Annotated in this window: 17 protein-coding genes; 4 read left to right on the top strand and 13 right to left on the bottom strand. The window is 32.7% G+C overall.

The annotated features are described in order from the left end of the window. Positions 1-576 (bottom strand): YdeI/OmpD-associated family protein, encoded by a 576-nt coding sequence (locus CELLY_RS12750; RefSeq protein WP_013622093.1) that lies wholly within the window; start codon positions 574-576, stop codon positions 1-3. A gap of 66 nt (positions 577-642) precedes the next feature. Between CELLY_RS12750 and CELLY_RS12755 the strand changes: the two genes are divergently transcribed. Both CELLY_RS12755 and CELLY_RS12760 read left to right on the top strand, forming a co-directional pair. Continuing rightward, the gene (locus tag CELLY_RS12755; RefSeq protein ID WP_013622094.1) at positions 643-1,221 is read left to right on the top strand and encodes a hypothetical protein; all 579 of its coding nucleotides are present in this window, start codon (positions 643-645) and stop codon (positions 1,219-1,221) included. A gap of 33 nt (positions 1,222-1,254) precedes the next feature. Then, positions 1,255-4,107: a M16 family metallopeptidase gene (locus CELLY_RS12760; protein ID WP_013622095.1), complete on the top strand. Its 2,853-nt coding sequence runs from the start codon at positions 1,255-1,257 to the stop codon at positions 4,105-4,107. 88 nt (positions 4,108-4,195) lie between these two features. Here CELLY_RS12760 and CELLY_RS12765 read toward each other — a convergent pair whose 3' ends face one another. The 5 genes from CELLY_RS12765 to CELLY_RS12785 all read right to left on the bottom strand — a co-directional run bounded on the left by CELLY_RS12765 (position 4,196) and on the right by CELLY_RS12785 (position 11,256). Continuing rightward, positions 4,196-5,818 carry a M1 family metallopeptidase gene (locus tag CELLY_RS12765; protein WP_013622096.1) on the bottom strand — a complete coding sequence of 541 codons (1,623 nt, stop codon included), beginning with the start codon at positions 5,816-5,818 and terminating at the stop codon, positions 4,196-4,198. A gap of 109 nt (positions 5,819-5,927) precedes the next feature. Beyond that, positions 5,928-6,392: an FKBP-type peptidyl-prolyl cis-trans isomerase gene (locus CELLY_RS12770; protein WP_013622097.1), complete on the bottom strand. Its 465-nt coding sequence runs from the start codon at positions 6,390-6,392 to the stop codon at positions 5,928-5,930. 69 nt (positions 6,393-6,461) lie between these two features. Then, entirely contained in the window at positions 6,462-7,799 is a 1,338-nt protein-coding gene (locus CELLY_RS12775; RefSeq protein ID WP_013622098.1) for a M28 family peptidase, read from the bottom strand. A 5-nt stretch (positions 7,800-7,804) separates the two neighbouring features. Beyond that, complete coding sequence (locus CELLY_RS12780; RefSeq protein WP_013622099.1) at positions 7,805-8,989, bottom strand: MFS transporter; 1,185 nt, start codon at positions 8,987-8,989, stop codon at positions 7,805-7,807. 59 nt (positions 8,990-9,048) lie between these two features. Next, a complete protein-coding gene (locus tag CELLY_RS12785) occupies positions 9,049-11,256 on the bottom strand; it encodes a bifunctional alpha,alpha-trehalose-phosphate synthase (UDP-forming)/trehalose-phosphatase (RefSeq protein ID WP_013622100.1) in 2,208 nt (735 codons plus the stop codon). Positions 11,257-11,358: 102 nt separating this feature from the next. On the opposite strand from CELLY_RS12785, the gene CELLY_RS12790 reads away from it, so the two are divergent. Further along, positions 11,359-13,161, top strand: a complete 1,803-nt coding sequence (locus tag CELLY_RS12790; RefSeq protein WP_013622101.1) for a glycoside hydrolase family 15 protein — start codon at positions 11,359-11,361, stop codon at positions 13,159-13,161. Positions 13,162-13,218: 57 nt separating this feature from the next. Here the strand turns inward: CELLY_RS12790 and CELLY_RS12795 are convergent, their stop codons facing one another. The 6 genes from CELLY_RS12795 to CELLY_RS12820 form a co-directional block, all read right to left on the bottom strand. Continuing rightward, positions 13,219-14,634 carry a pyridoxal phosphate-dependent decarboxylase family protein gene (locus CELLY_RS12795; RefSeq protein WP_013622102.1) on the bottom strand — a complete coding sequence of 472 codons (1,416 nt, stop codon included), beginning with the start codon at positions 14,632-14,634 and terminating at the stop codon, positions 13,219-13,221. A gap of 178 nt (positions 14,635-14,812) precedes the next feature. Next, positions 14,813-16,621, bottom strand: coding sequence for an acyl-CoA dehydrogenase family protein (locus CELLY_RS12800; RefSeq protein ID WP_013622103.1), 1,809 nt, complete (start codon positions 16,619-16,621; stop codon positions 14,813-14,815). A gap of 125 nt (positions 16,622-16,746) precedes the next feature. Next, the gene (locus tag CELLY_RS12805) at positions 16,747-17,937 is read right to left on the bottom strand and encodes an acetyl-CoA C-acyltransferase (RefSeq protein WP_013622104.1); all 1,191 of its coding nucleotides are present in this window, start codon (positions 17,935-17,937) and stop codon (positions 16,747-16,749) included. 79 nt (positions 17,938-18,016) lie between these two features. Beyond that, on the bottom strand, positions 18,017-20,422 hold the full coding sequence (locus CELLY_RS12810; protein WP_013622105.1) for a 3-hydroxyacyl-CoA dehydrogenase/enoyl-CoA hydratase family protein: 2,406 nt from the start codon (positions 20,420-20,422) through the stop codon (positions 18,017-18,019). Between the two features lie 28 nt (positions 20,423-20,450). Then, entirely contained in the window at positions 20,451-20,885 is a 435-nt protein-coding gene (locus CELLY_RS12815; protein WP_013622106.1) for a MarR family winged helix-turn-helix transcriptional regulator, read from the bottom strand. A 167-nt stretch (positions 20,886-21,052) separates the two neighbouring features. Next, positions 21,053-22,822 (bottom strand): AMP-dependent synthetase/ligase, encoded by a 1,770-nt coding sequence (locus CELLY_RS12820; protein WP_013622107.1) that lies wholly within the window; start codon positions 22,820-22,822, stop codon positions 21,053-21,055. A gap of 428 nt (positions 22,823-23,250) precedes the next feature. Here CELLY_RS12820 and CELLY_RS12825 point away from each other — a divergent pair, with 428 nt between their 5' ends. Next, entirely contained in the window at positions 23,251-25,842 is a 2,592-nt protein-coding gene (locus CELLY_RS12825; RefSeq protein ID WP_013622108.1) for a DUF6923 family protein, read from the top strand. 65 nt (positions 25,843-25,907) lie between these two features. Here CELLY_RS12825 and CELLY_RS12830 read toward each other — a convergent pair whose 3' ends face one another. Next, positions 25,908-26,558 (bottom strand): DinB family protein, encoded by a 651-nt coding sequence (locus CELLY_RS12830; protein ID WP_042257038.1) that lies wholly within the window; start codon positions 26,556-26,558, stop codon positions 25,908-25,910. Positions 26,559-26,579 lie beyond the last annotated feature (21 nt).

A 26,579-nucleotide genomic window follows, 5' to 3' on the forward strand; every position in this document is an offset into this window, starting at 1 on the left:
TTACCATGTATTTCTAGATTTTATATTAGCATCGCAGAGTTTAATTATCTCTGCGATTCTTTTTTGCTTTGTTTCTTCTCTTTTTGCTTGGTTTAAATAATACAAGTAGCCTTTTTTGTATGATGGTGCAAAACTATTGTAATTATTAAAAGCATTAGGTTTTTTATCAAAAGCTTCTTGTAAATTAGTAGGTATAACTCCGTTTTCTACATCGTCTAAACTATTCCATGAACCATTTTCTTTAGCTATTTCTATACTTTCTAAACCACTTTTATGCATTAAATTACTTGCAATTAGTGTGTTTATATGTGTTTTATTAACCTTACTCCACACGCTTTTAGGTTTTCTAGGACAAAAATATTGTCTTCTTTTACCCTCACCTAAGCTTTTAACAGTACTGTCTATCCAGCCAAAACAAAGTGCAACTTTTACAGCATCTTCCCAACGCATACTTTGCTTTTTATGACCTACTTTATAAAGTATTAAATGTATACCAGTATTTGTATTGTGGTTTTCTAGTAGCCAAGCTCTCCATTCGGTTGTAGTTTTAAAATAGAACTCCTCTGTATTAGCCATTTTTAGTTTGGTGATACTTTAGTATAAAGATTGATGTATATTTATATCCAAAAATAGCCAAAAAATATGCAACGTAATTACATCTCTATTATTTTAACCTTTGTATTTATAACCTTTATGAATGCACAGGAGCAGTCTAAAAAGGACTTACCCTATTACCAAATACCAGAGTCACCTAAAGAGTTTACAGCAGGCACAGTAGCAGCAAGGACTATAGATGCTTTGGGTTTTAGATATTATTGGGCAACAGAAGGGTTACGTTCTCAAGATTTAGCTTACAAACCCAATAAAGAGGGGAGAAGTACTGGTGAAACTGTAGATCATATTTATGGTTTATCTAAAATGATTTTAAAAACAACTAGTTTAAAGGTTAATGAAGATAAAAACCAAGAACTAACTTTTAAAGAAAAAAGAAAACGTACTCTAGAGAACTTTAAAAAAGTTAGTGACATATTAAAAAATGCAACCAACTTAGAAGAACATGAGTTGGTGTTTAATAAAAATTTTAAGCTTCCGTTTTGGAATGCTATTAATGGGCCTATAACAGATGCAATATGGCATAGCGGACAAATAGTTGTTATGAGAAGATCATCTGGAAACCCAATGCCAAAAGGCGTAAATGTATTACTGGGAACAAAAAAATAATTACATAACTTAAAACTAATTCATCAATAAAAAATGAGAAAATTACAATCTTTTTTGGCAGCAGTAACCGTGTTGCTTGTATTCTCTTGCAAGGAGAAAACAGAAAAAACATCAGAAGAAATAGCAAAAACAGAATTTAAGGTAGATTTTGAAAAGTTTACACTGGATAATGGTTTACAAGTTATTTTTCATATTGATAGATCTGACCCTGTAGTTGCAGTAGCATTAACTAGCCACGTAGGTTCTGCACGTGAAAAAGTTGGTAGAACAGGATTTGCACATTTATTTGAACATTTACTTTTTTTAGAGTCAGAAAACCTTGGAAAAGGCGGTTTAGATAAAATGAGTGCACGTATTGGTGGCTCTGGCGCAAATGGATCTACAAGTAGAGACCGCACCAATTATTACCAAACGGTTCCTAAAGATGCTTTAGAAAAAATGATTTGGGCAGAAGCAGATAAGCTAGGATTTTTTATAAATACTGTTACTGAGCCTGTTTTGGCTAAAGAGAAAGAGGTTGTAAAAAATGAAAAAAGACAACGTGTAGATAATAATCCTTACGGACACGTTAATTATGTGCAAACAAAAGCATTGTACCCAGAAGGTCACCCGTATAGTTGGACGGTTATTGGATCTTTAGAAGACTTACAAAATGCTACTTTGCAAGATGTAAAAGATTTTTACAACAAATGGTATGTTCCTAACAATGTTACATTAACTATTGCTGGTGATTTTGATAAGAGCCAAGCAAAAGAATGGGTTAAAAAGTATTTTGATGAAATTAAAAAAGGGGATGATATACCAGCTTTAGAAAAACAACCTGTTACTTTGGCAGAAACTAAAAAGTTGTATTATGAAGATAACTTTGCGCGCTTACCACAATTGTCTTTAACGTGGCCTTCTGTACCAGAGTTTCATAAAGATGCGTATGCTTTAGACGTGCTATCATCTTATTTAGCATATGGCAAAAAAGCACCTTTGTATAAGATTTTAGTAGAAGATAAAAAGTTAACAGACGGTGTACGTATGTACAATTACTCATCTGAACTTGCAGGAGAGTTAACATTATCTGTTACTGCTTTTGATACTACAGAGCTTACAAGTGTAAATAGTGCTATACAAGATGCTTTTGCTTTATTTGAAAAAGAAGGAATTTCTGATGCAGATATTAGAAGAATAAAAGCAAAACAAGAAACAAGTTTTTACAATTCGCTTTCTAGTGTTTTAGGTAAAGGTTTTCAATTGGCTCAATATGAGATTTTTGCTGGAGACCCTGGCTATGTTACTGAAGATGTAAAAAATATTTTGGCTGTAACTAAAGAAGATGTTATGCGTGTGTATAATACGTATATTAAAAATAAAAATTTGGTGGCAGTTAGTGCTGTACCTAAAGGGCAAGCTTCTTTAGTTTTAGATGGTTCTACTAAAGCAGAGGTTGTAGAAGAAAAAATTGTTGAAGGTAAAGAAAGTACTTTTGACCCCAGTATTGTTGCTACTTACGAGAAAACACCTTCTAGCTTTGATCGTAGTGTGGAACCTCCTTATGGTGAGAGTCCAGATGTAATTGTACCAGAAGTATATAAAAAGGAGCTTTCATCTGGTATTAAAATATTTGGAATAGAAAATAATGAAGTGCCACTGGTAACGTTTAATTTTAGAATTAACGGTGGTATGCTGTTAGAAGACAAAAATAAAATAGGTGTTTCTAATTTATTAGCATCTATGTTAACCAAAGGAACAAAAAACAAAAATCCTGAAGAGTTAGAAAATGCTATACAAACATTAGGAGCAAGTATTAGCGCATCTGCTAGCGACCAGTATATTACTATTTCTGGTAATTGTTTGGCTAAAAACTACACAAAAGTAATAGAGCTGGTAAATGAAATTATTTTAGAACCACGTTGGGACACTAAAGAGTTTGATTTGCTTAAACAGAGTACTATTAGTCAACTGCAAAGAGCACAAGCTAACCCTATTAGTATAGCTAGAGATCAGTTTTACAAAGTATTGTATGGTAATAATAATATTTTATCTAATAACAATGCAGGTACAACAACAACTGTAAAAGCAATTACGTTGCAAGACTTAAAAGAGTATTACAGTGCAAATATTTCCCCTAAAGTTACTAGTTTTCATATTGTAGGAGATATTACAACACCAAATGCAATAGCGTCTTTAAAAACCTTAAATACAAAATGGGAACAAAAAGATGTAAATGTACCAACGGTAATTGCTGCTAAAACACCAGAAAATGCTAAAGTATATTTTTACAATGTGCCAAACGCTAAACAATCTGTTCTTTTATTTGGAGCACCTGCAATTGCAGCAACAGATAAAGACTTTTATTCGGCACAGGTAATGAATTATAGACTTGGAGGCGGTAGTTTTGCATCTCAATTAACACAGGAGCTTAGAGAAGGTAAAGGGTATACATACGGAGTACGATCTAGCTTTAGTGGTGGTAAAACATCTGGTTTATTTACTGTTTCTAGTGGTGTGCGTACTAACGTAACTTATGAGGCTTCTCAGCTAGTTAAAGATATTATGAGTAATTATAGTGAGGGGTACAACCAAAACGATTTGGAAGTATCTAAAGGTTATATGATAAAAAGCAATGCCAGAGCTTTTGAAACTATGGGGTCTAAATTAAATATGTTAGAAAACATTAGTATGTATAACTACCCAGTAGACTATGCTAAGCAAAGAGAAAATAGTGTAAAAAATATGTCTGTAGAAGATGTAAAAAAATTGGCAGACAAATATGTTAACCCAGATAAAATGATTTACTTAATTGTAGGTGATGCTAAAACACAGCTTAATAAACTTAATAAATTAGGATATGGTGAACCAGAATTGCTAAATCCTGATGAGGTTTTAAAAGACTAACTATTGGTTTATATACTATTTTAAAAAAATCCGCTTTACAATGTGTAAAGCGGATTTTTTTATTTCTTAGTTTTAAAAATACTGTAGTTTATATTTTTTTTAGATTGATGTAAAAATTAGGATCAAAAATAACACTAGCATTTTTAGAAGAAACTTTAGTTGTTTTCCAGTCTGCAGAAGGAAAAACCCATTGCTCTTTATCATCTATTTTTACTTTTAAAGGCATATCAAAATCAGCTACAATATTTGTATATCTATACTGTAAGCTATTACCTTTAATTTTATATTCTAAAGTTGGTATGCGTACATCTCTTAAATACTGATTAAAAAAAGTTGATAAATCTTTACCGGATTGGTGACTTAAGTAATCTTCAATTTGTTCTGTAGTTACAACAGAATGGTAAAAATCTTTATTTAATCCTCTTAAAATACGTCTCCATTTTTCATCATTATCTACCAATTGTCTTAGTGTGTGTATCATATTAGCACCTTTAAAATACATATCGCCAGATCCTTCATCGTTTACATCATAATTACCAATAATAGGAGAATCATTAGCAATATTTCTTCGTAAACCAATAATGTATTCATTAGCTGCTTGGGTACCATAATAATAGTCTAAAAAGATGCTTTCAGAATAGGTAGTGAAACTCTCGTGTATCCACATATCTGCTATATCTTTATTGGTAATGTTATTAGCAAACCACTCGTGACCAGATTCGTGAATAATTAAATAATCAAACTTTATTCCCCAACCAGAACCAGAAAAGTCGTTTCCTTTATATCCTTTCATATAATTATTACCATAGGTAACAGAACTTTGGTGTTCCATTCCTAAATACGGAGCTTCAACCAATTTATAACCATCTTCATAAAAAGGATAAGGACCAAACCAATGCTCAAAAGCTTTCATCATTTTAGGAGCATCTTTAAAATGTACTTTAGCTTTTTCTAAGTTATCACGTAAAACATAATAATCCATTGTTAACGGACCTTTTTCACCATTGTAAACTTCAGAAAAATGTACATAATCTCCTATGTTTACATTTACACCATAATTGTTAATTGGGTTTTTAACTACCCAATGAGATGTTACAGTATTAGCGTGTTCTTCAATTTTTTCTAGCCTTCCGTTAGATATGTTAGATAGTCCTTTTGGGTTAGTAACACTAATGCGCATACTGTCTACCTCGTCATACATATGATCTTTGTTTGGCCACCAAACACTGGCACCTAAACCTTGGCAAGATGTAGCTACAAATGGCTTGCCGTTTTTGTCTTTTGACCAAGAAAAACCACCATCCCAAGGTGCATTTACAGCTTCTTTAGGGTTACCCTCATAATACACCACAATTTGGTTAACAGCACCAATTTCTTGTTTTTGCTTTAGTTTTATAAAATGCGCATTAGTTGCTGAGGTAAACTTTAACTTTTTACCTTTTTGTGTCACTTTGGTAATTTTTAACGGAGGTTGTAAGTCTACCTGCAGTACTTGGTTTTTATCTAAAACAGTATATTTAATGGTATTTTTACCAGAAATGTATTTTTTAGCAGGGTCTACTGTTACATCTAAATGGTAGTAATTTAAATCCCACCAAGCACGTTCTGGAGTTATACTACCACGTAAAGTATCAGTTTTTGTAAATGTTTTTTGAGCATACACACCATTAGATAGGAGTAGAGTAACACAAATTAATAAAGCTTTTTTCATAAAAGTAGTTTGTTAGTAGTACAAATATATATTTATCTATAAATGTAATAAAAAGAAAAAGCCATTAAATAGTTTCCTAATTAATGGCTTCTGTGCTATTATTATAAGTTTAGTTTACACTTAAAAGATTAATATCAAAAATTAAAACCGAACCTCCTGGTATAGGACCATAATCATTACTGCCGTACCCCAATCTAGACGGTACTAATAAAATACCACTACCACCTTCTTTAAAATAGGTAATACCTTCTGTCCAACCAGCAATTACTTGCTGTAGGTTAAAAGAAATTCCGTTAGCATCACTCTCATCAAAAGTACTTCCGTCTGTAAAATATCCTTTATAAGCTACAGTAACATCAGATGTTGTGGTTGGTCTAATACCATTACCTTCATCATTAATTACGTAATACAAACCACTTTCACTTTTTAAGGCTGTTAGGTTATTTTTTTCTATGTAGTCTTTAATCTCTTCTTCATTTTGAGCTGTATAATCTACAGGCTCTTTAAAAGTGGTGTCATCGTTTTTACAAGAAATAAATAAGGTAAAAACAACTATTAGAATTCCGTATTTCATTTATAATTTTTTTAAGCTGAGCAAATATAGGGGTTTAACTTTACCTATAATTTTAAAAATAAGTTAATGTTATCTCATTATTTCATTAGGAAAAACAACAACACTCTCAAAGCCATCTTTACCAACAGCTGCAACGCCAAAAAATGAATTGTCTATTACAATACCGTCTAAAGTTTGCTCTGTAACATTACCAACATATTTGCTATTATCCCAAGTAGGAGAGGTGGTGTCTCTCCAATATATTTTATACCCAACAGCACCGTCTACAGGAGACCATTTTAATTTAGCAGAAGCCTCTACAATACCACCAATTTTAACTGTTTTTGGAGAAGGTGGCGCCCATGCTAAATTTGCCATAGTTATGGCATTCACAGCTGTTAGTTTTTTAGCGTAACCAAAGTTAACGTGTTCTACAACATCACCATAAGCAATACCATTTTCTGTTCTAATGTCTTGGTGTTGTTGCGTATAGTTTTCATGAGCTTCCATTATACGTATACCAGGAAAACCAAGGTCGTTAAAAGGCCTGTGATGACCACCTCTACCAAACCTATCTAACCTGTAAATCATCATTGGGTTCATTTCTGGCATATATGTTTTTACATTTTTATGAATGTAACGTGCCAATTGACGTGATATACCATCTACTTCACCACCATAAAAACGTCTTGCCTTGCGTTGTCTTTCTGTTTCGTTAGCAGGAACTGGTTCAGAAAAAATTCTAAAATCTCTATTACTAATTACACCGTCTACACCTTTAATATTCCCAATCATATCATTGTTAAGAATACCAATAATTTCCCAATTTTTATCTTTAGCATATTTAGCTAATCCTGCACCACCAAACAAGCCTTGTTCTTCACCGGAAAGACCTACGTAAATAATACTGTTTTCAAATTTATATTTTGATAAAACACGTGCAGCTTCCATTGTGCCAGCCATACCGCTAGCATTGTCATTTGCACCAGGGGCATCTGTAGTAAAATCCATAGTATCGCTAGCACGTGAGTCTATATCACCACTCATAATTATATACCTGTTGGGGTATTTTGTGCCTTTTTGTATGGCAACAACATTAACAACCCACGCATCATGTGGTACTCTACTGTTTCCTTTTTTTGTCACAAAATCTTTCTGATAAAATACATTTAAACAATTGTTGCATTCGGTAGACATTTTGTCAAATTCAGATTTTATCCACCTTCTTGCTGCTCCAATACCTCTGGTATTAGAAACCGTATCACTAAAGGTGTTACGTGTGCCAAAGTTTGCTAGTGTAGTAATATCATTTTTAATACGTTCTTTAGATACTGCATTAATAATATCATAAATTTTAGAATTTGTTTGTGCGCTAATTGCCATTGCGCTAAATATACAAAGGAGTAGTAGTAATTTTTTTAAAGCCATTTTAGTTAGTTATTATGAGTGTTAGTTTTTATTTTTTTTGATAAAAGAGTATACAAACCAATTGCAGGTCCAATTCCTAAAAATAAGAAAATTAGTGATACATTAATTTTAGTGCTTAGGTATGATAAAAGCTGAATACTTAAAATACTAATTGCAAAACCTATAGAGTTTACAACTGTTAATGCTGTACCTTTTAGTTCTGCTGGCGCAGATTGTGCTACCAGGCTAGAAAACTGAGGAGAATCTGCTGTAACTGCCATTCCCCAAACACACCAACCAACAAAAAAGAATAGTATAGGTAGGTTGAATAACAAAGGGGATAAAAAGCAAAACAAACCAGAGATTAATAATGCTGTAATTGCAATTTTAGAACTGCCATATTTTTTAGATAATGTACCGCCAATAGCACAGGATACAGCTCCTAAAGTTATAACCACAAAAGTAAATATAGGAACGGAATAGGTGGTGTTTTGTATATTATTAATTGTTTTTAATGCTAAAGGCGTAAAAGCCCAAAAGGCATACAATTCCCACATATGACCAAAGTAACCAACTGCAGATTTATAAAAAGCAGTGTTTTTAAATAAACCTAAGCCTGCTTTAATTTGTAGTTTGGCACTACGTTTTCTATAAGGGCCATTAGGTACCAACAAAACAACTATTGTCCCTCCTAATAGTGCTAAAATAGATGTTGCTGAAAGTATGGTTTGGTAATTGCCTCCCCAATTTAATCCGCTAATTAAAAAAGGAAAAGCAGTACCAAGTACTAAGGCACCAACTAAGAAGCCTAAAGCTTTACCTAGTCCGTTTTTATAATAGTCTGCAGCTATTTTCATACCAACAGGGTATATGCCAGCTAAAAAAAAGCCAGTGCCAAAACGTGCAGCTAATATATGCCACTTTGTTATAACCTCTGCTAACAAGCTAAAGTTACAAAGGGCAGCAAAAAGTGCACATATAGCAAAAACTTTTGATGGTGAAAACCGATCTGCAATCATTAACAAGGCAAAAACTAAAGTGCCTAAAATAAACCCTAGTTGTACAGAAGACAGTACATAACCAATTATACTAGCTCCTAAACCAGTTTTTAAAGCTAAATCATCTACAATAGCATTACCAGCAAACCATAATGATGTACAGGCAAATTGAGATGCTATAAGTAAAGGCAGGATTAATTTTTTCCTTGTCAAGCTATTAATTTTAAGTTTTAGGTTGGTCGTACAAAAATACTAAACCTAAACCCTAAATATTAATCTATAAAACGTTTTAATAGTTTGCGTACATCTGTAGTACCATCTAAATAGTATTTTGCTTGTGTTTTTTGGTGTCCTACTTTTATAGTAATGGCACTTTCTGGTAGTTCTTGAAACATAAACTCATCTGTCCAATCATCACCAATAGCAAAAACAAAGTCGTAAGTATCATCATTATACACACGCATTGCAGCACGACCTTTGTTTACGTTACTACTTTTAATTTCCATTACTTTATTACCGTTTAAAACACTTAAATCATCATTTGCAATTAAACTGGTTAGCACTGTATTTAATTCTGTTGCTCTTTTGTTTCCAAAGTCTGGATCTGTTTTTCTGTAGTGCCAAGCTAAAGAATAGTTTTTTTCTTCAATAAAACTACCAGGTGTACGGTCTACAAAAGATTCTAAAACAGGATGAATTTTCTGCATCCATTCTTTTTTTACATTCTCTAGCATCCTAAATTCTTCTCCTTCTTGAGAAATCCAAACACCATGCTCTACAATCATATTATATTTTTTATGTAAAAACCATTTGGTAAAAGTTTCTTTGTCTCTACCACTAATTAAATACATATCTGTATTTGGTTGTGATGCTATATTGTCTAATAATGCATATAACTCTTCATCCGGACTAGCCTTTTGGGGATCGTTTTTAAAAGCGGCCAAGGTGCCATCATAATCTATAAAAAGAAGTCTTTTTTGCGCTTTTTTATATTTTTCTTCAACAACTACAGAAAGTTCCGTGCCTAATTTTTTAGACACGTATGAGATGCTATTTTCCTTTTGTTCCTTTAATGAATTTATAAAATCATTTGCCCATTTTTCAACATTATAACGTTCTAATCTTTTTTGTAAAATATCATTACGCTCTTGCTGTTCTTCTACAGGCATATTAATTGCTTGTTGTAATGCAGCAACTGTTTGTTCAAAATTATTAGGGTTAATTAGTAAAGATTCATTCATTTCATTAGCAGAACCAGCCATTTCGCTTAAAATTAGCACTCCTGTTTTATCTGTTCTAGTGGCAATATATTCTTTAGCAACAAGGTTCATTCCATCACGTATTGGAGTTAACCAAGCAATATCACATGAAGTATATAAGTCTATTAAGTTTTCAAAAGGCATAGACCTGTAGAAATACCAAATTGGTGTCCAGTTTACTGTAGAAAATTCTCCATTAATTCTCCCAACCAATTCATCAACCTCCTTTTTTAAAAGTTGGTATTGTGGTACGTTAGATCTAGATGGAACAGCTAAAATTATAAGTCTTACCTTTTCTTTATACTCAGGATGTTTGTTTAAAAAATACTCAAAAGCGTTTAGTCTTTTTGCAATACCTTTGGTATAATCTAACCTATCTATAGATAATATTAGCTTAGCGTCTTTAGTAGATTCTTTGTGGGCGTTTAATCGTTGTTGAAAATCGGACTGATTTTCAGTAATGTTTAGTGAGTTTGCTTTACCAGCTTCACTAAACTTTTTATAGTCTATTCCCATAGGAAAAGAATCTACCTTAACAATACGGTTTTCTATATGTACTTCATTAAAACTTACGTCTAAGCCAAGCAAACGTCTAACAGAACTTAAAAAATGTCTCTCATAGTCATACGTATGAAAACCAATTAGATCTGATCCCATTAATCCGCGTAAAATTTCTTCACGCCAAGGTAGTGTTCTAAAAATTTCATAAGACGGAAAAGGAATGTGTAAAAAGAAACCAATAGATATGTCTGGCTTTTTATCCTTAACCATTTGTGGTACAAGCATTAATTGGTAATCATGTACCCAAATAATATCATCGTCATCAGCTTTAGCTATAATTGCGTCAGCAAACTTTTGGTTTACTGCTTTGTATATTTCCCAATTGTTAAGCTCAAACTCAGAGTACTCTAAAAAATAATGAAATAAAGGCCAAATGGTTCTGTTACTAAATCCAAAATAAAAGCCGTCTACCTCTTCAGCGTTTAGTTTTACTTTAGCACAGCCATGATCTTTTAAAGTTGTATCAATTTTTTCTTCTAAGTTTTTAGGTATGTTTTCATCAGTTAAACCGCTCCATCCTATCCATAAATCATTGCTTCCAGAGTGTACAGATTTCATACCTGTTGCCAATCCGCCAACACTAGGTGTTGTTTTTATTTCATTATTATGAATTTCTAATTGTACTGGTAGTCTATTTGAGATAATGATAGTTTTACTCATAAATCGCTCTTTTTTGGTAGAATTTAATTGTTTTTTGTATAAATTTCGATAAAATTGGTAATAAAACCTACTAATTAGAAATGTTTAACCCTAATTTATTATATGGATAATTTAGACTACGGAATTATAGGAAATTGTAGAAGTGCAGCCTTAATATCTAAGAATGGTGCAATAGAGTGGAGCTGTTTGCCTGCGTTTGATTCTTCTTCAGTTTTTGCTAAAATTTTAGATAAAAATAAAGGCGGTAGTTTTGAAATCCTAACGAATAGCGACTATAAAATTACGCAAAATTATATATCACAAACAGCAATATTAGTTACTACATATACTAACGGAAATGATATTTTTGAAGTAAGAGATTTTATGCCAAGGTATAAGCTAGAAGATGGCTCATATTACTCTCCGCCAGAAATTATACGTTACCTAAGGTATGTGTCTGGTAAGCCAACTTTTAAAGTGTTGTATAACCCAAAGTTAGAGTATGCATCTAGTGATACAAAAACATACATAAAAAAAGATTTTATTACCAGTTTAACACACGGAGAAAAATTTGATACTGTGTTTTTATATACATCTTTTAATAAAGAGCGTGTAGTAAGTGGTAATGAAATTGAACTTACAGAAGACGGTTATTTTTTATTTGGCTACAACGAAAAAATATTTTCACCAAGTGTTAAAAAAGTATATTTAGAACAACAGCGTACTAAAGTTTACTGGTTAAATTGGAGCGGAAAAATACCAAAGTATCATTTGTATAATACAGAAATAAATAGAAGTTCAATTACTTTAAAACTATTAACTTACGATAAAACTGGAGCTGTTTTAGCAGCAGCAACTACCTCTTTACCAGAAACTATTGGCGAGGTAAGAAATTGGGATTATCGTTTTTGTTGGATTAGAGATGCTTCTATGGTTATAAAAGTAATGTCTGAACTAGGACATAAAAACGTAGCCAAAAGATATTTGCAATTTATAATAAACCTTATACCAGATAAGGATGAAAAATTGCAAATTATGTATGGTATTAATGGCGAAAAAGAACTTACTGAAGAAACATTAGAACACCTAGATGGTTATAAAGGATCTAAACCTGTACGTGTTGGTAATGCTGCATATAAGCAAAAGCAGAATGATATTTATGGCATTCTTATGGATGTTATTTATGAGCAGCTTGTAAAATTTTCTACCGATTTGGAAAACGGAGAAGATTTGTGGGGAATAACAAAGGGTATTGTTTGGATAGTAGATAAACACTGGAAAGAGGCAGATAAGGGTATTTGGGAGTTTAGAGCAGAAGATCGTCATTTTACTTTTTCAAAAGTTTTATGTTGGGTTGCAATTGATAGAGCCATTAAAGTAGCTCGTATTTTTAACAAATCTCACAAGATTGAAAAATGGACAAGGTTAGAGCAAGCAATTAAAAAAGATATTTTAGAAAACGCTTGGAATGATGAAGTTAATGCCTTTACACAATCTTATGGGTCTACGTATTTAGATGCATCTGTTTTATTAATGGAATCTTACGGATTTATACACGCCAAGCATCCTAAGTTTGTTGCAACGGTTAAAGCTATAGAAAACAACTTATGTAATGATGGCTTGTTGTATAGGTATAAAAATGAAGATGATTTTGGGTTGCCATCATCATCATTTACTATTTGTACTTTTTGGTTTATTAATAGTTTATTTAAAATAGGTGAAGAAGAAAAAGCACGTATGTATTTTGATAGGTTGCTAGGCTATAGCAACCATTTAGGGTTGTTTAGTGAAGATGTAGATTTTAAAACAAAACGACTATTAGGTAATTTCCCTCAGGCATATTCTCATTTAGCATTAATAGAATGTGCACTTAATTTTTCTGCTAAAGAAAGCGATGAAAAAGTGCTGGAATCTATGCGAGAATAACTCTTATATTTACATTAAAAACAAAACCCTTACCTACAAAAAGATAAGGGTTTTGTTTTAGTTAATTTCTTCTAATACACGTTCTAGTAATTGTTGCAAATGCGTTTTTGTTGTAAAAGGATTCATAATAGTAACACGTAAGTAGTGTATGCCTCTTAGTTTTGTTTGTACAATATAAAATTCTCCTTTTTCTAATATAGATTGACGAATTTTTTCATTTAAAGAGTTTGTTTCTTTTTCTGATAAATTAGGATTAACATACCTAAAACAAACAATATTTGATGCTGGTTGCACTGCAATTTCAAAATTTGGATTTGCAATAATCATTTCTGCAAATTGAAGCCCTAAGTTGTAAAGCGTAGTTACATATTCATCAAAAATTTCTTCTCCATAAGTTTTTAAAATAGTATACCAATGTATGCTAGCCATTGTTTTGGTACACTCAAACGTGCGTTTGGCAATATTGTACCAATCTTCTTCTTTAGATTCTTCTAATAAATAATCTGCTTTTTGACTAAAAGTAGCGTGTGATGTGTTGCCATCTTTAAAGAGTAGGGCAGTAGTTAAAGCTGGCATCATCATCATTTTGTGTCCATCTATAACAATAGAATCTGCTTTTTCTATGCCTTTTACAGTATGTTTGTGGGTTTTAGAAAATATTGCAGCACCACCGTGTGCACCATCAACATGAAACCATATATTTTTTTGTTTGCTAAATGTTGCAATAGCCTCTAAATCATCATAAATTCCTGTAGATGTAGATGGCGCACTACCTATAATAGCAAAAACTTCTATGCCTTTGTCTTTTGCTTTTTGATAATATTCTTCAAGCAAAGTAATATTCATATTAAAATTTTTGGTAGAAGGTATTTTTATAATTCCAGCATCACCTAATCCCATTATTCTAGCGGCTCTGTCTACGCAATAATGCGCTTCTTCACTAACCATAATTCCTAATGAGTTTGTACTGCCATCTGTCCATACATTTGTAGGTACTTTTGCTTTGCGTGCTGTAAGGAGTGCAGTTAAATTAGCTAACGTACCACCAGAAGTTAATATGCCATTTGCGGCTTGTGTATAACCTGCTTTCTTGCAAATATAATCTGTTACTATACGTTCTATAGCAGAAGCAGCAACACCCATTTCATAAACAGCCATACCGTTGTTTAATGAGGCACTTACTAAGGCACTTAAAGCCGTAATTGGTAAAGTTGGTGTTACTTGATGCCCAATATATTTAGGGTTATGTACATGTATAGAGTGGCTAATAATGGTGCTAAATAAGTTTTCCTCATTACCGTTTTCTAAATAGTCTTTCCAGAAAAGGTGTTCATCCTTTGGCTGGTTCCAATGTATGGTTTTGTTGTTCTTATTTTGTAGGGTGTTTTCAAAATGGTCTGCTAATTCATTAATTAGATCATGACCTCTTTTTCTAAAGTCTTCTGGACTATATGCTTCAACTAATTTTTTCAATATTCTGCAGTTAAAATATGTGATGTAAAATTAGTTCTTTTAAAAATAAAAAACCATCAGTAAAACTGATGGTTTTGTTAAATCTCTGCCTTGTAAGCTTCAATTTGAATTAGTCAATCTTTGGTTATAACTTCCATTTTTGTAGGTTATAACTATTGTAAATATACGTTTTTATATGTTAAAAACAATATTTGTTTTCTGCCTTTACTTTTTCAGCAATTTCATTACGTAAATCAACTATGTCTGGGTAGTTTTGATATTTCGTAAAACGTTTAAGTCCCATTAACATCATGCGTTGTTCATCACCTTCAGCAAAAGAAATAATACTTTCTTTACCCTTTTTCTCTATAATATCTACAGCATTGTATAAGTATAACTTAGACATTGCTATTTGTGTTTTCTGAGATTCTTCACCAAAACGTTTAGCATTTTTCTCAGTTCTTAAAATAGTAGATTCTGCCATATAAATTTCAATTAAAATATCTGCAGCTGCAATTAACAACTGTTGGTGATCTTCTAATTGTGGCCCGTATTTTTGTACTGCACCACCAGCAACCATTAAGAACGTTTTCTTTAATTTCTTAATCATTTCCTTTTCTTCTGAGAACAACTCAGAGTAATCTGGAGTTTCAAAAGAAGGAATACCCATTAGTTCTTTTTGAACTTCACTAGCAGGTCCTAATAAATCTACATGACCTTTCATAGCTTTTTTAACCAACATACCTACAGAAAGCATACGGTTAATTTCGTTAGTACCTTCGTAAATACGTGCTATACGTGCATCTCTCCAAGCAGCTTCCATAGGTGTTTCTTCAGAGAATCCCATACCACCAAATATTTGAATACCTTCATCTGCACAATTTTGTACGTCTTCAGATACTGCTACTTTTAAGATAGAGCATTCTATAGCGTATTCTTCTACACCTTTAAGTTCTGCCTCTTGGTGTGTGTTACCGGCAGCTTCACGCATTGCAATACGGTCTTCTATGTTTTTAGAAGCTCTGTATGTTGCAGACTCACCAGCATATGCATTTGTAGCCATCTCAGCAATTTTAACCTTAATAGCCCCAAAATCTGAAATAGGAGTTTTAAATTGTTTACGCTCGTTAGCATATTGTACACCAGTTGTTACAATTCTACGTTGAGAATCTAAACAAGCAGCTGCTAATTTAATACGTCCAACGTTTAATGCATTCATAGCAATTTTAAAACCTTCGCCACGTCCTGCAAGCATATTTTCTGCAGGAACAACAGTATCATTAAAGAAAACTTGTCTTGTAGAAGAAGCTCTAATACCTAGTTTGTGTTCTTCCTCACCTAATGTAATACCGTTAGCGTTTTCTGGATCATATTCAACAATAAAACCAGTAATGTTTTTATCATCTTCTATACGGGCAAAAACAATCATCAAACTACAGAAACCTGCATTTGAAATCCACATTTTTTGACCATTAATTTTGTATGATTTTCCGTCTTCAGATAAAACAGCAGTTGTTTTACCAGAATTAGCATCAGATCCTGCACCTGGCTCTGTTAAACAATAAGCACCAAACCACTCACCAGTAGCTAATTTAGGAACGTATTTTTGTTTTTGTTCTTCGGTACCATATAAAGTAATTGGCATTGTACCAATACCAGTATGTGCACCAAAAGCAGTACTGAAAGACCCTGTACCACTAGAGATATAATCACACGTTAATACTGTAGAAACAAAGCCCATACCTAAGCCATTATAAGCTTCTGGTACAGCAACACCTAAAAATCCTAATTCACCAGCTTTACGCATAACTTCTTCTGTTAATGCATAATCTTTAGCTTCAAATCTAGCTTTGTGTGCTATAATTTCACGTTCGTTGAATTCAGCTACCGCTTCTTTCATCATTGTTTGTTCTTCTGAAAAATCTTCAGGAGTAAAAACGTCTTCGCAATTTGTTTCTTTTACTAAGAATTGACCTCCACGTAGGATATCTTTTTCTGTATCTGCCATTTGTTTTTTATTAGATTTTAAGATTTCTAGAACCAAGAATCAAGACAGCTTAAGTCTGGATTTGAAACTTGAAATCATTTTTGTATTTGTTTATTTTCTTCTGATATTTAATTTATTTGAATTTCTTAATTAAGAAACTCAAATATTCCGCAAGCTCCTTGTCCTGTACCTACGCACATTGTAACAGCTCCATATTTACCTTTCATATCACGTTTACGCATTTCATCAAAAAGTTGAACAGAAAGTTTTGCTCCTGTACAACCTAATGGGTGACCCAATGCAATTGCTCCACCATTTACGTTTATAATATCAGGATTAAGATCTAATTCTCTAATTACAGCTAATGATTGAGAAGCAAAAGCCTCATTTAACTCTATTAAACCTAAATCTTCTTGTTTTAAACCAGCTTGCTTTAATGCTTTTGGAATGGCTTTAACTGGACCAATACCCATAATACGAGGCTCTACACCTGCAGCTGCATAGTTTACTAAACGAGCAATTGGCTCTAAGTTTAATTCCTTAACCATATCCTCACTCATTACCATTACAAAAGCAGCACCATCACTCATTTGAGACGAGTTACCCGCAGTAACGCTACCACCAGCAGCAAATACTGCACGTAATTTAGCTAGGGCCTCTTTGCTGGTTCCTTTACGTGGACCTTCATCTTTAGTTACGGTATACTTTTTTGTTGCTTTTTTACCATTAGCATCAACATAAGTTTGTTCTACGTCTATTGGCACTATTTGGTCTTGAAAACGATCTTCTGCTTGTGCTTTTAACGCTTTCATATGAGAGTTGTAAGCAAATTCATCTTGGTCTTCACGAGAAACTTTAAACTGCTTTGCAACAGCCTCTGCAGTATTTCCCATTCCCCAGTAATAATCTTCATGGCCAGCCTTAACTATGTCATAATTTAATTCTGGTTTAAAACCTGTCATTGGAACACTACTCATACTTTCTGCACCACCCGCAATAATACAATCTGCCATACCGGCTTGTATTTTTGCAGTAGCCATACCAATTGTTTCTATACCAGAAGAGCAAAAACGGTTTACTGTAACTCCAGGAACATCTACAATATCTAACCCCATTAAAGAGATTAAACGTGCCATATTTAATCCTTGAGAACCTTCTGGCATTGCGTTACCAACAATTACATCATCAATACGCTTTGGATCTAAACTAGGCAGTTCACTCATCATATGTTTAATGGTTTCTGCAGCTAATTCATCTGTTCTTTTAAAACGGAACACGCCTTTTGGAGCTTTACCAACTGCGGTTCTGTATGCTTTTACTATATATGCTGTTTTCATTTTTTTCTTTAAAATTAATAGAAATAAGAGTCAAAAATTAGGTTAATTTACCTGAAAATTTGCATCTACGTTCTTGGTTCTAATTTCTAAGTGGTTTACCTTTAGTTAACATATGCTGAATTCTTTCTAACGTTTTACGTTCTGTACATAAACTTAAGAATGCTTCACGTTCTAAATCCAATAAATACTGCTCACTTACTAGGGTAGGCTCAGATAAATCTCCACCGGCCATTACATAAGCTAGTTTATTTGCAATTTTATGGTCATGTTCACTAATGTAATTACTATCTTCCATAGAATCTGTACCAACAAGGAACATACCTAATGCTTGTTTACCAAGTACTTTTACATCTTTACGTTTTACAGGTTGTGTGTAACCCATATCTGCCATTAGTTTAGCGTGTTGTTTAGCAACTGCTATTTGGCGTGCTTTGTTTACTACAACTATATCTTTTCCTTTCTGCAATAGGTTAGTATCAAAAGCTTCATAAGCAGAAGTAGATACTTTTGCCATACCAATAGTTAAGAAATGCTCTTGCAATACATTTAACTGTACATCTCCTTTACTAAAAAGGTCAGATGCTCTTAAAGCCATTTCTTTAGAGCCACCACCACCAGGTATAACACCTACACCAAACTCTACAAGTCCCATGTAAGTTTCTGCAGCAGCAACTACTTTATCTGCGTGTAATGATAACTCACAACCACCACCTAAAGCCATACCGTGAGGAGCAGAAATAGTTGGTATTGCAGAATAGCGCATACGCATCATAGTATCTTGGAAATATTTAATAGCCATATTAAGCTCATCATACTCCTGTTCTGCAGCCATCATAAATATCATACCTATGTTAGCACCTACAGAGAAGTTTGCAGCTTGGTTTCCTACTACTAATCCAGCAAAATCTTTTTCGGCTAAATCAATAGCTTTATTTAAACCTGCTAAAACATCACCACCAATAGTGTTCATTTTAGATTGGAACTCAACATTAAGTATACCGTCTCCTAAATCTTCAACAACTACACCAGAGTTTTTAAATACTTCAGATGTTTTTCTGATGTTGTCTAGAATGATAAACGCATCTTGACCAGGAATTTTAGTTTGTGTTTTAGATGGAATGTCATAAAAATATGAAGCACCATCTTTTACAGAGTAGAATGATGTGCTACCAGAAGCAATCATTTCATTAACCCAAGCAGCTGGCTCTAAACCTTCTGCTTTCATTAATTCAATTCCTTTTTCAACACCAATTGCATCCCAAATTTGAAAAGGACCATGTTCCCATCCAAAACCAGCTTTCATTGCATCATCAATCTTATACAATTCATCTGTAATTTCTGGAATACGGTTAGATACATATGCAAATAAAGCAGTGAAGCTTTTTCTGTAAAATTCACCAGCTTTATCTTTTCCTTTTACTAGTATTTTAAATCTGTCTACAACTTTATCTACTGTTTTAGTAAGTTCTAAAGTTGCAAATTTTGCTTTTTTAGCAGATCTGTATTCTAATGTATTTAAATCCAGAGATAAAATTTCTTTTTTACCCTCTGCAGAAACAGTTTTTTTATAAAATCCTTGTCCGGTTTTACTTCCTAACCATTTATTCTCCATCATTGTATTAATGAAGTCTGGCAATTTAAAAAGCTCTAAACGCTCATCATTAGGACAATTTTCTCTAATACCATTTGCAACGTGTACTAAGGTATCTAAACCAACAACATCTACGGTCCTAAAAGTTGCAGATTTAGGGCGACCAATAACTGGTCCAGATAATTTATCTACTTCTTCAATAGTTAAATCTAAATCTTTAACTGCATGAAATAAACTTTGTATGCTAAAAATACCAATACGGTTACCAATAAAAGCAGGTGTGTCTTTAGCAACTACAGATGTTTTACCTAAAAACTTTTCTCCATAACCATTTAAAAATTCTAATACCTCAGCATCAGTTTTTGGTCCAGGAATAATTTCAAATAAGTTTAAGTAACGTGCAGGGTTAAAAAAGTGAGTACCGCAGAAGTTTTTCTGAAAATCTTCAGAGCGTCCTTCACTCATAAATTTAATAGGAATACCAGATGTGTTAGATGTAATTAACGTTCCTGGTGTTCTGTATTTTTCAAGTTTTTCAAAAACTTGTTGTTTAATGTCTAATCTTTCAACAACAACTTCCATAATCCAGTCTACGTCTGCAACCTTGGCAATATCATCTTCTAAATTACCAGTTGTAATTCTGCTTGCAAATTTTTGACTGTAGATAGGAGAAGGTTTAGATTTTAAAGATGCAGTTAAAGCATCGTTTACCAATCTGTTCCTTACCACTTTATCTTCTAGTGTTAAGCCTTTTGCTTTTTCTTTGTCGTTTAGTTCTCTAGGAACAATGTCTAACAATAGCACTTCTACACCAATATTTGCAAAGTGACAGGCAATGCCACTACCCATAATACCAGAGCCAATAATGGCTATTTTTTTAATGTGTTTGTTCATTTTTATTTAGACCTATTAATTAGTTATATTATTTAAAAATTTCTTTTTTAGCTATAAGCGCATTAATTGTTTCTGTTACCTCAAAAAAATGTTTTAATTTTTCTTCAGGTATATTAGCTTTAACTGCGCTGTTAAATTGAAAAACGGTTTCTTTAGATAAAGTTCTTTTTTCTAAACCAAGTTCTGTTAAATGTATAATAACACCTCTACCATCATTAGGGTTAGGCTTACGTACTATAAATTCTTTTGCTTCTAAGCTTTTTAGTATTCTAGACAAACTAGTGGCTTCCATACCCATTTTAGGACCAAGTGCAGTAGATGCGGTACCTGTTTTTGGGTCTATGCTTAATAGTGTAAAAGCCATAGCCATTGTATTATTATGGTTTTTAGCTTCTTCATTATACATCTTAGCTACTGATAGCCAAGTTTCCCTTAAAGCATAATCTATGGTAATCTCTTTCATTTGTAATTTGAATAGGTTACCAAATATAGTAAAATTTATTATGCATGCATAATAAATTCACAAAAAAATACGAGCTTAATATATACTTAACATTAAGTATATGTATGGTAATGTGTTTTGTAGATGTTTAGCTGCTAAGGTTTTATGGCTTAGCAGCTAAATAAAAGTTAGTATCCGTAAATATCGTTGTAAAGAGCTTTGTATTTCTCTTTAATTATTTTTCTACGCAATTTTAGGGTAGGAGTAACGTGGCCGCCTTCAATACTCCAAACATCTGGAGTAAGTCTAAATTGTTTAATTTTTTCCCATTTGGCAAAGTTTTCGTTGGCAGCATCAACTTCTTCTTGAAAACGTGCTATTACTTTTTCATTTGTAACCAAGTCTTCATTACTAGTTATTGTAATGTTGTAACGTTTAGCCCATTCTTTTACAAAATCAAAATCTGGCTGAATAAAAGCAGCAGGCATTTTTTCACCTTCGCCAATTACCATTACTTGATCTATAAATCTTGATTGTTTACATCTGTTTTCTAATAATTGTGGGGCTACATATTTACCACCAGATGTTTTAAACATTTCTTTTTTACGATCTGTAATTTTTAAGAATCCATCTGCATCTATTTCTCCTATATCGCCAGTATGAAAATAGCCGTCTATAAGTACTTCAGAAGTTTTAGCTTCATCTTTGTAATACCCCATCATAACTTGTGGGCCTTTAATACAAATTTCTCCGTCTTCTGCTATTTTAACTTCTGTACGTTCCAATGGTTTACCTACGGTACCAATTCTAAATCCGCCATTACGCATATCGTTTACAGATATTACAGGAGATGTTTCTGTTAGTCCATAACCTTCCATAACGCCAAACCCAGCTGCGTTAAATACACGTGCAAGTCTTGGTTGTAGTGCAGCACTACCAGAAGCCATAACAGCAACTTGGCCACCTAAGGCAGCTTTCCATTTGCTAAAAATTAATTTACGTGCTAAACCTAATTTTTTCTCATACCACCAGCCATTTTGTTGGTAAGGTTTATACTCTAAACCTACCTCTACAGCCCAAAAGAATAGTTTCTTTTTTATGCCAGTTAAAGCTGTTCCTTTGGCAATAATTTTATCGTATACTTTTTCTAATAATCTAGGTACAGCCGTCATTACTTGTGGTTGTACTTCTTGTGCATACTCACTAATTTGATCTATAGGAGCATAATGTATGGCTGCACCACAATATTGGTATAGGTAAATTAACATACGCTCATATACGTGGCATAATGGTAAAAAACTAAGAGCTCTAGATTTACCCAGTTCTATAGGTATTCTCTTAAAGCTTTCTAGAGCATTACTAACAAGGTTGTTGTGCGATAGCATAACACCTTTTGGTCTTCCTGTTGTACCAGAAGTATATATCAATGTAGCTAAGTCTGTTGGCTTAACGTCATCTTTTAATTTTTCTACTTCTGCTTGGTTAGACTCGTCTATACCAAGATCTAATACTTCAGACCAATTTTTACATCCTTCTAAACTGTCAAAAGAATAAATTTCTATAAGTGAAGGTACTTGGTCTTTTATTTTTTTTATTTTCTCAAAAACGTCTGTACATGAAATAAAGCAATATTTAGCTTCAGAATGATTCAGTACATATGCATAATCTTCTTCAGAAATTGTTGGGTAAACAGGTACGTTTTGTGCACCAAGTTGAAGAATTCCAATGTCCATAACATTCCATTCCATTCTGTTGGTAGAGGATATTACAGCAATTTTATCATTTTTAGAAACACCTAACCTTAACAGTGCTCTACTCATTGTATTTGCTTTGTCTACATACTCTTGGGTAGACATATATTCCCACTTGTCATCATATTTTGTAGCTAATGATTGTTGTAGGTTGTATTTTTTTAATTGATAGTAAGGAAAATCAAATAATCTAGTTACTTCTTGCATAAGAATTGATTGTATCAGAGTTGCAAATTAAGAAAAGGAATGCTTATTTTAAAATTAGATTCGTAAAAAAACACTATAAATTCTATTATTTTCTTAGTCTGAATTAGTAAAATGCTAAAATATAACAAGTTAACATTTTGTTAAAATTGCAATTAAATGAACAATTGTTTTCTTTAACAGCCACTTTACAACAAATTTTACCAAATCATATATCTAAAATACAAAAATTAAGAATCGAAAATCTTTAATTAAATGTTATAATTTTTAGTTAAGTGCCTATTTTTTAAGGTTTTTAAGGCAGATTACCGTTTGTCTACAGTTAACTGCATTTTATCGCACTATAAAAGCCTTTAATCTTATCTTACTAATAAAATAAGAACCAAAGCAGCATTTTTGTTGTAATTAATTAACGCCCCAAATCATTAATTATGACTAAATTTTTACCATTAAGAACCTACTTTTTACTACTTATAGTTGTTTGTTGTGCTTTAAATACAACTGCACAGTCTGAACCTTTTGAGTGCGATTATAATGCATACTTATTTCAAACAAATGATATTTATGCGCTAGATTTAGCATCAGGAAGCTCTTATTTAGTAGCGGCAGATGTTGTGCCAGGAAATATAAATGCAGCAGCATACAACTCTGCAGATGGTTATATTTGGGGATATTTGTCTACACCGCAAATATCTATAGTACAAATAGGTAAAGATTTTACGCCTACAGTACATACCATTGCAGAATTACCAAATAATGGTAATAAGTATGTAGGAGATATTAATTTAGATGGTATTTATTACTTAAGAGCCGGTTCTTCTACTTATTATGCAATAGACTTAAATCCTGAATCTAACAATTATTTAGAGTACATAGGGTCTTATACATTAGATAAAAGCATTAGTATTCATGATTGGGCTTTTAATGCTGTAGATGGTAAATTATATGCAGTTAGTAAAGGTACAAATAGATTGTATAGAATTACAGCAGAAACAGGTGTTGTAGAAGATTTAGGTGAAGTGCCTGTATTAGCAGGTTTTAATTATACATATGGTGCTGTTTATTTTGATGTAGATGGTAACCTATATATTTCTGCAAACCAAACAGGTTCTGTTTATAAAATTAACGCAGTTCATACAATTGTAGCCAATGTAATGGTGTCTAATATTTTTGCTTTTGGTCCAGCAAGTTCTTCTAATGATGGGGCGCGTTGCCCTACAGCTCCTGTGCCACAAGAAGATTGTATTAATGGAATTGATGATGACGGAGACGGACTTGTAGATTGTGATGACCCTTCTTGTTCTGGTATTAGCTTATGTCCGGTAATTACAACTACATCTGGTGGTAATGATGGAGGTTTAGAGAGTAATGATAGACTAGCAAACCTTATTACCAACAGAAATTACAATAGAGCTAAAAACAATTATATTTTTGATAAAACAACAGCAAAACAAATTACCAAAGACAAAGGTTATAAATTAAGCGGAAAATATACTAGTGATAATATACCATTGTCTGCTCTTGTACCATTAAATGTTTTAGGAGAAACTAGTACAATAGAATCTTCTCCGGCAGATTTATTAGAGCTAACTAATGCTAGTGATATTTTTTCTGTAGATTATTTAAAAGGAGACCAAACTATTGGAGCTTTAATGGTTATTAAAACAGACAATACTGTTTATGAGCATAGTAAGTTTATTTGTGATCGTTTTTTAGGAGCAGAGTTACTTTCTGTATCAAACTTAAATATTAGAGATAATAACTTTATAAAATCTATAATTAAGCAGGCAGATGGCAGCAAGGAATTTGCTTTGTCTTTCTCTGCAAAAGTTAACTCAAATAATAGTTTTACAATAGAGTCTCATTGGAATATTGATGCCTATGAAAAAGAAAGTATGTTTTACAATTTTCAAATATGGTCTAATTCTGTAGATGATTTGGTTGTTATGGCAGAAGAAATTTTATCTTTATTAGAAGCTAATGCAGCAATAGAAGGGTATAAAGGATCTGCGCCACCACCAGTTTTTGTTAGATCTGCAAAATATACCAAAGGTACTGTAGAGATGACGGTTGTAAACACAAACGTATCTAAACAAATGACTTTAGAAGGTGGTTTAAAACGTACAGAAACTAGTGAAACAGACTTTGTAACACTACAAGCTTCATTAGATAGGTATATAGATACTGTTACTGTAGAAACTGGTTCTTTATTTGATTTAGGTTTTAGATTAAAAAATGAAAAAGGAGATACACCAGATGATTTATTTGTAGCAGATGCTCCTTGGGGTGTAGATAATTCTACTGCTTCTACAGAGGTTACAAAATATGAAATAGCACAGAATAGCGCACCTTATTTAGGAGACGGATTTAGAATAGAGCGTAATGTGCATTTAAAAGGAACAACACAAGAATATATAGGTACATACAGAGCATTTAATCCTAGGTTTTTGGCCGTAGACTTGTCAGAATACAAACAGCTATCGTTTACAGCTTCTGGTACAGGAACATTAGAGGTAAAACTATTAAAAGGTTCTGGAGAGCCATATATAACAACAGTAGAGTTAACAAGTGAATCTCAGCGCTATGTGTTAGAAGATGCCGATTTTAAAAATGAATTTGGAGGCAATACAGATTTTAATTCACTTAAAGTGCTGTTGTTTAACTTAAAGTCTGCTGACGGTAGCTTGCAAGAAAAAGAATTGCAATTGTCTGATATTGACTTTAACAATACAGAAGAAAGAAACGCTTACTTAGAAAAAAACAGAACTAAATCTATTTTACTGCCTAACCCTGTAGAGGAAGCTACTACTTTATATTTTTATGAAGAAATGGCAAGCACTTATACATTAGAATTTTATACTATTACCGGAACTTTAATGCCTGCTTATACTATTGTAGGTGATGCAAAACAAGGACAAAATAGTATAGATGTTAATGTGTCAAGTTTGGCATCTGGTGTATACTTATATAAGTTAATTAGTTCTAATAATGCTATTTGGAGCGGAAAATTGATAAAAAAATAACACTACCATTTACACAAACCATTGCAAAAAAAAGCAGGATTTTTACAATCCTGCTTTTTTGTTTTTTAGGCTTGTATTCTGCTTTTTATAAACTTAAACTGTCCGTTATGGTTAGACTCGTGTTCACAAACGTGAAACCATTTGCAGTAGTTGTTTGTTGGGCTCCAAGGAAAATTTTCATCAACTTTTAACAACCACTTATCATCTCTGTTAGCAAACTCTTTTAATGTATTTTGTCTTACTTCATCTAATGCATCTAAATAATAACTCAGCTCGTTTCCTTTAATTTTTTTTCGTGCATTATCTCCTAAACCAGAAGCAATACTCCATCTTTTTTTATCTTCTTTAGGCCAGTCTCCCCAGGTTTTATCATTAAAGGTATGTATTTGATAAAAACGTTCTGTTGCTGCTAAGTGCATAAGCATTGCGCCAATAGAATTTGCATTTTCATCTACTAAGTAGTCTAAATCTGAAACACTCATATTGCGTACAGGTGCTAATATTACCATACGCATCCAAGTCATCATAGAAACTAAAGTCCCAATTTGTGGACTATACCCTTCTTTAGGACCAATTATATTAATATCTGACTCTTGCGTTACCATAGTTGTTGGTTTACCTAAAGGAAATGCTAATAAACTACTTGTGCCCATTGTTAATAAAGAAGCATTTTTAATAAAAGCTCTTCTGCTACTGTTTTGCTCTTCGTTTTTCATATTTATAGATTGATGATTATT

This window comes from Cellulophaga lytica DSM 7489 (assembly GCF_000190595.1).
Classification (GTDB): Bacteria; Bacteroidota; Bacteroidia; order Flavobacteriales; family Flavobacteriaceae; genus Cellulophaga; species Cellulophaga lytica.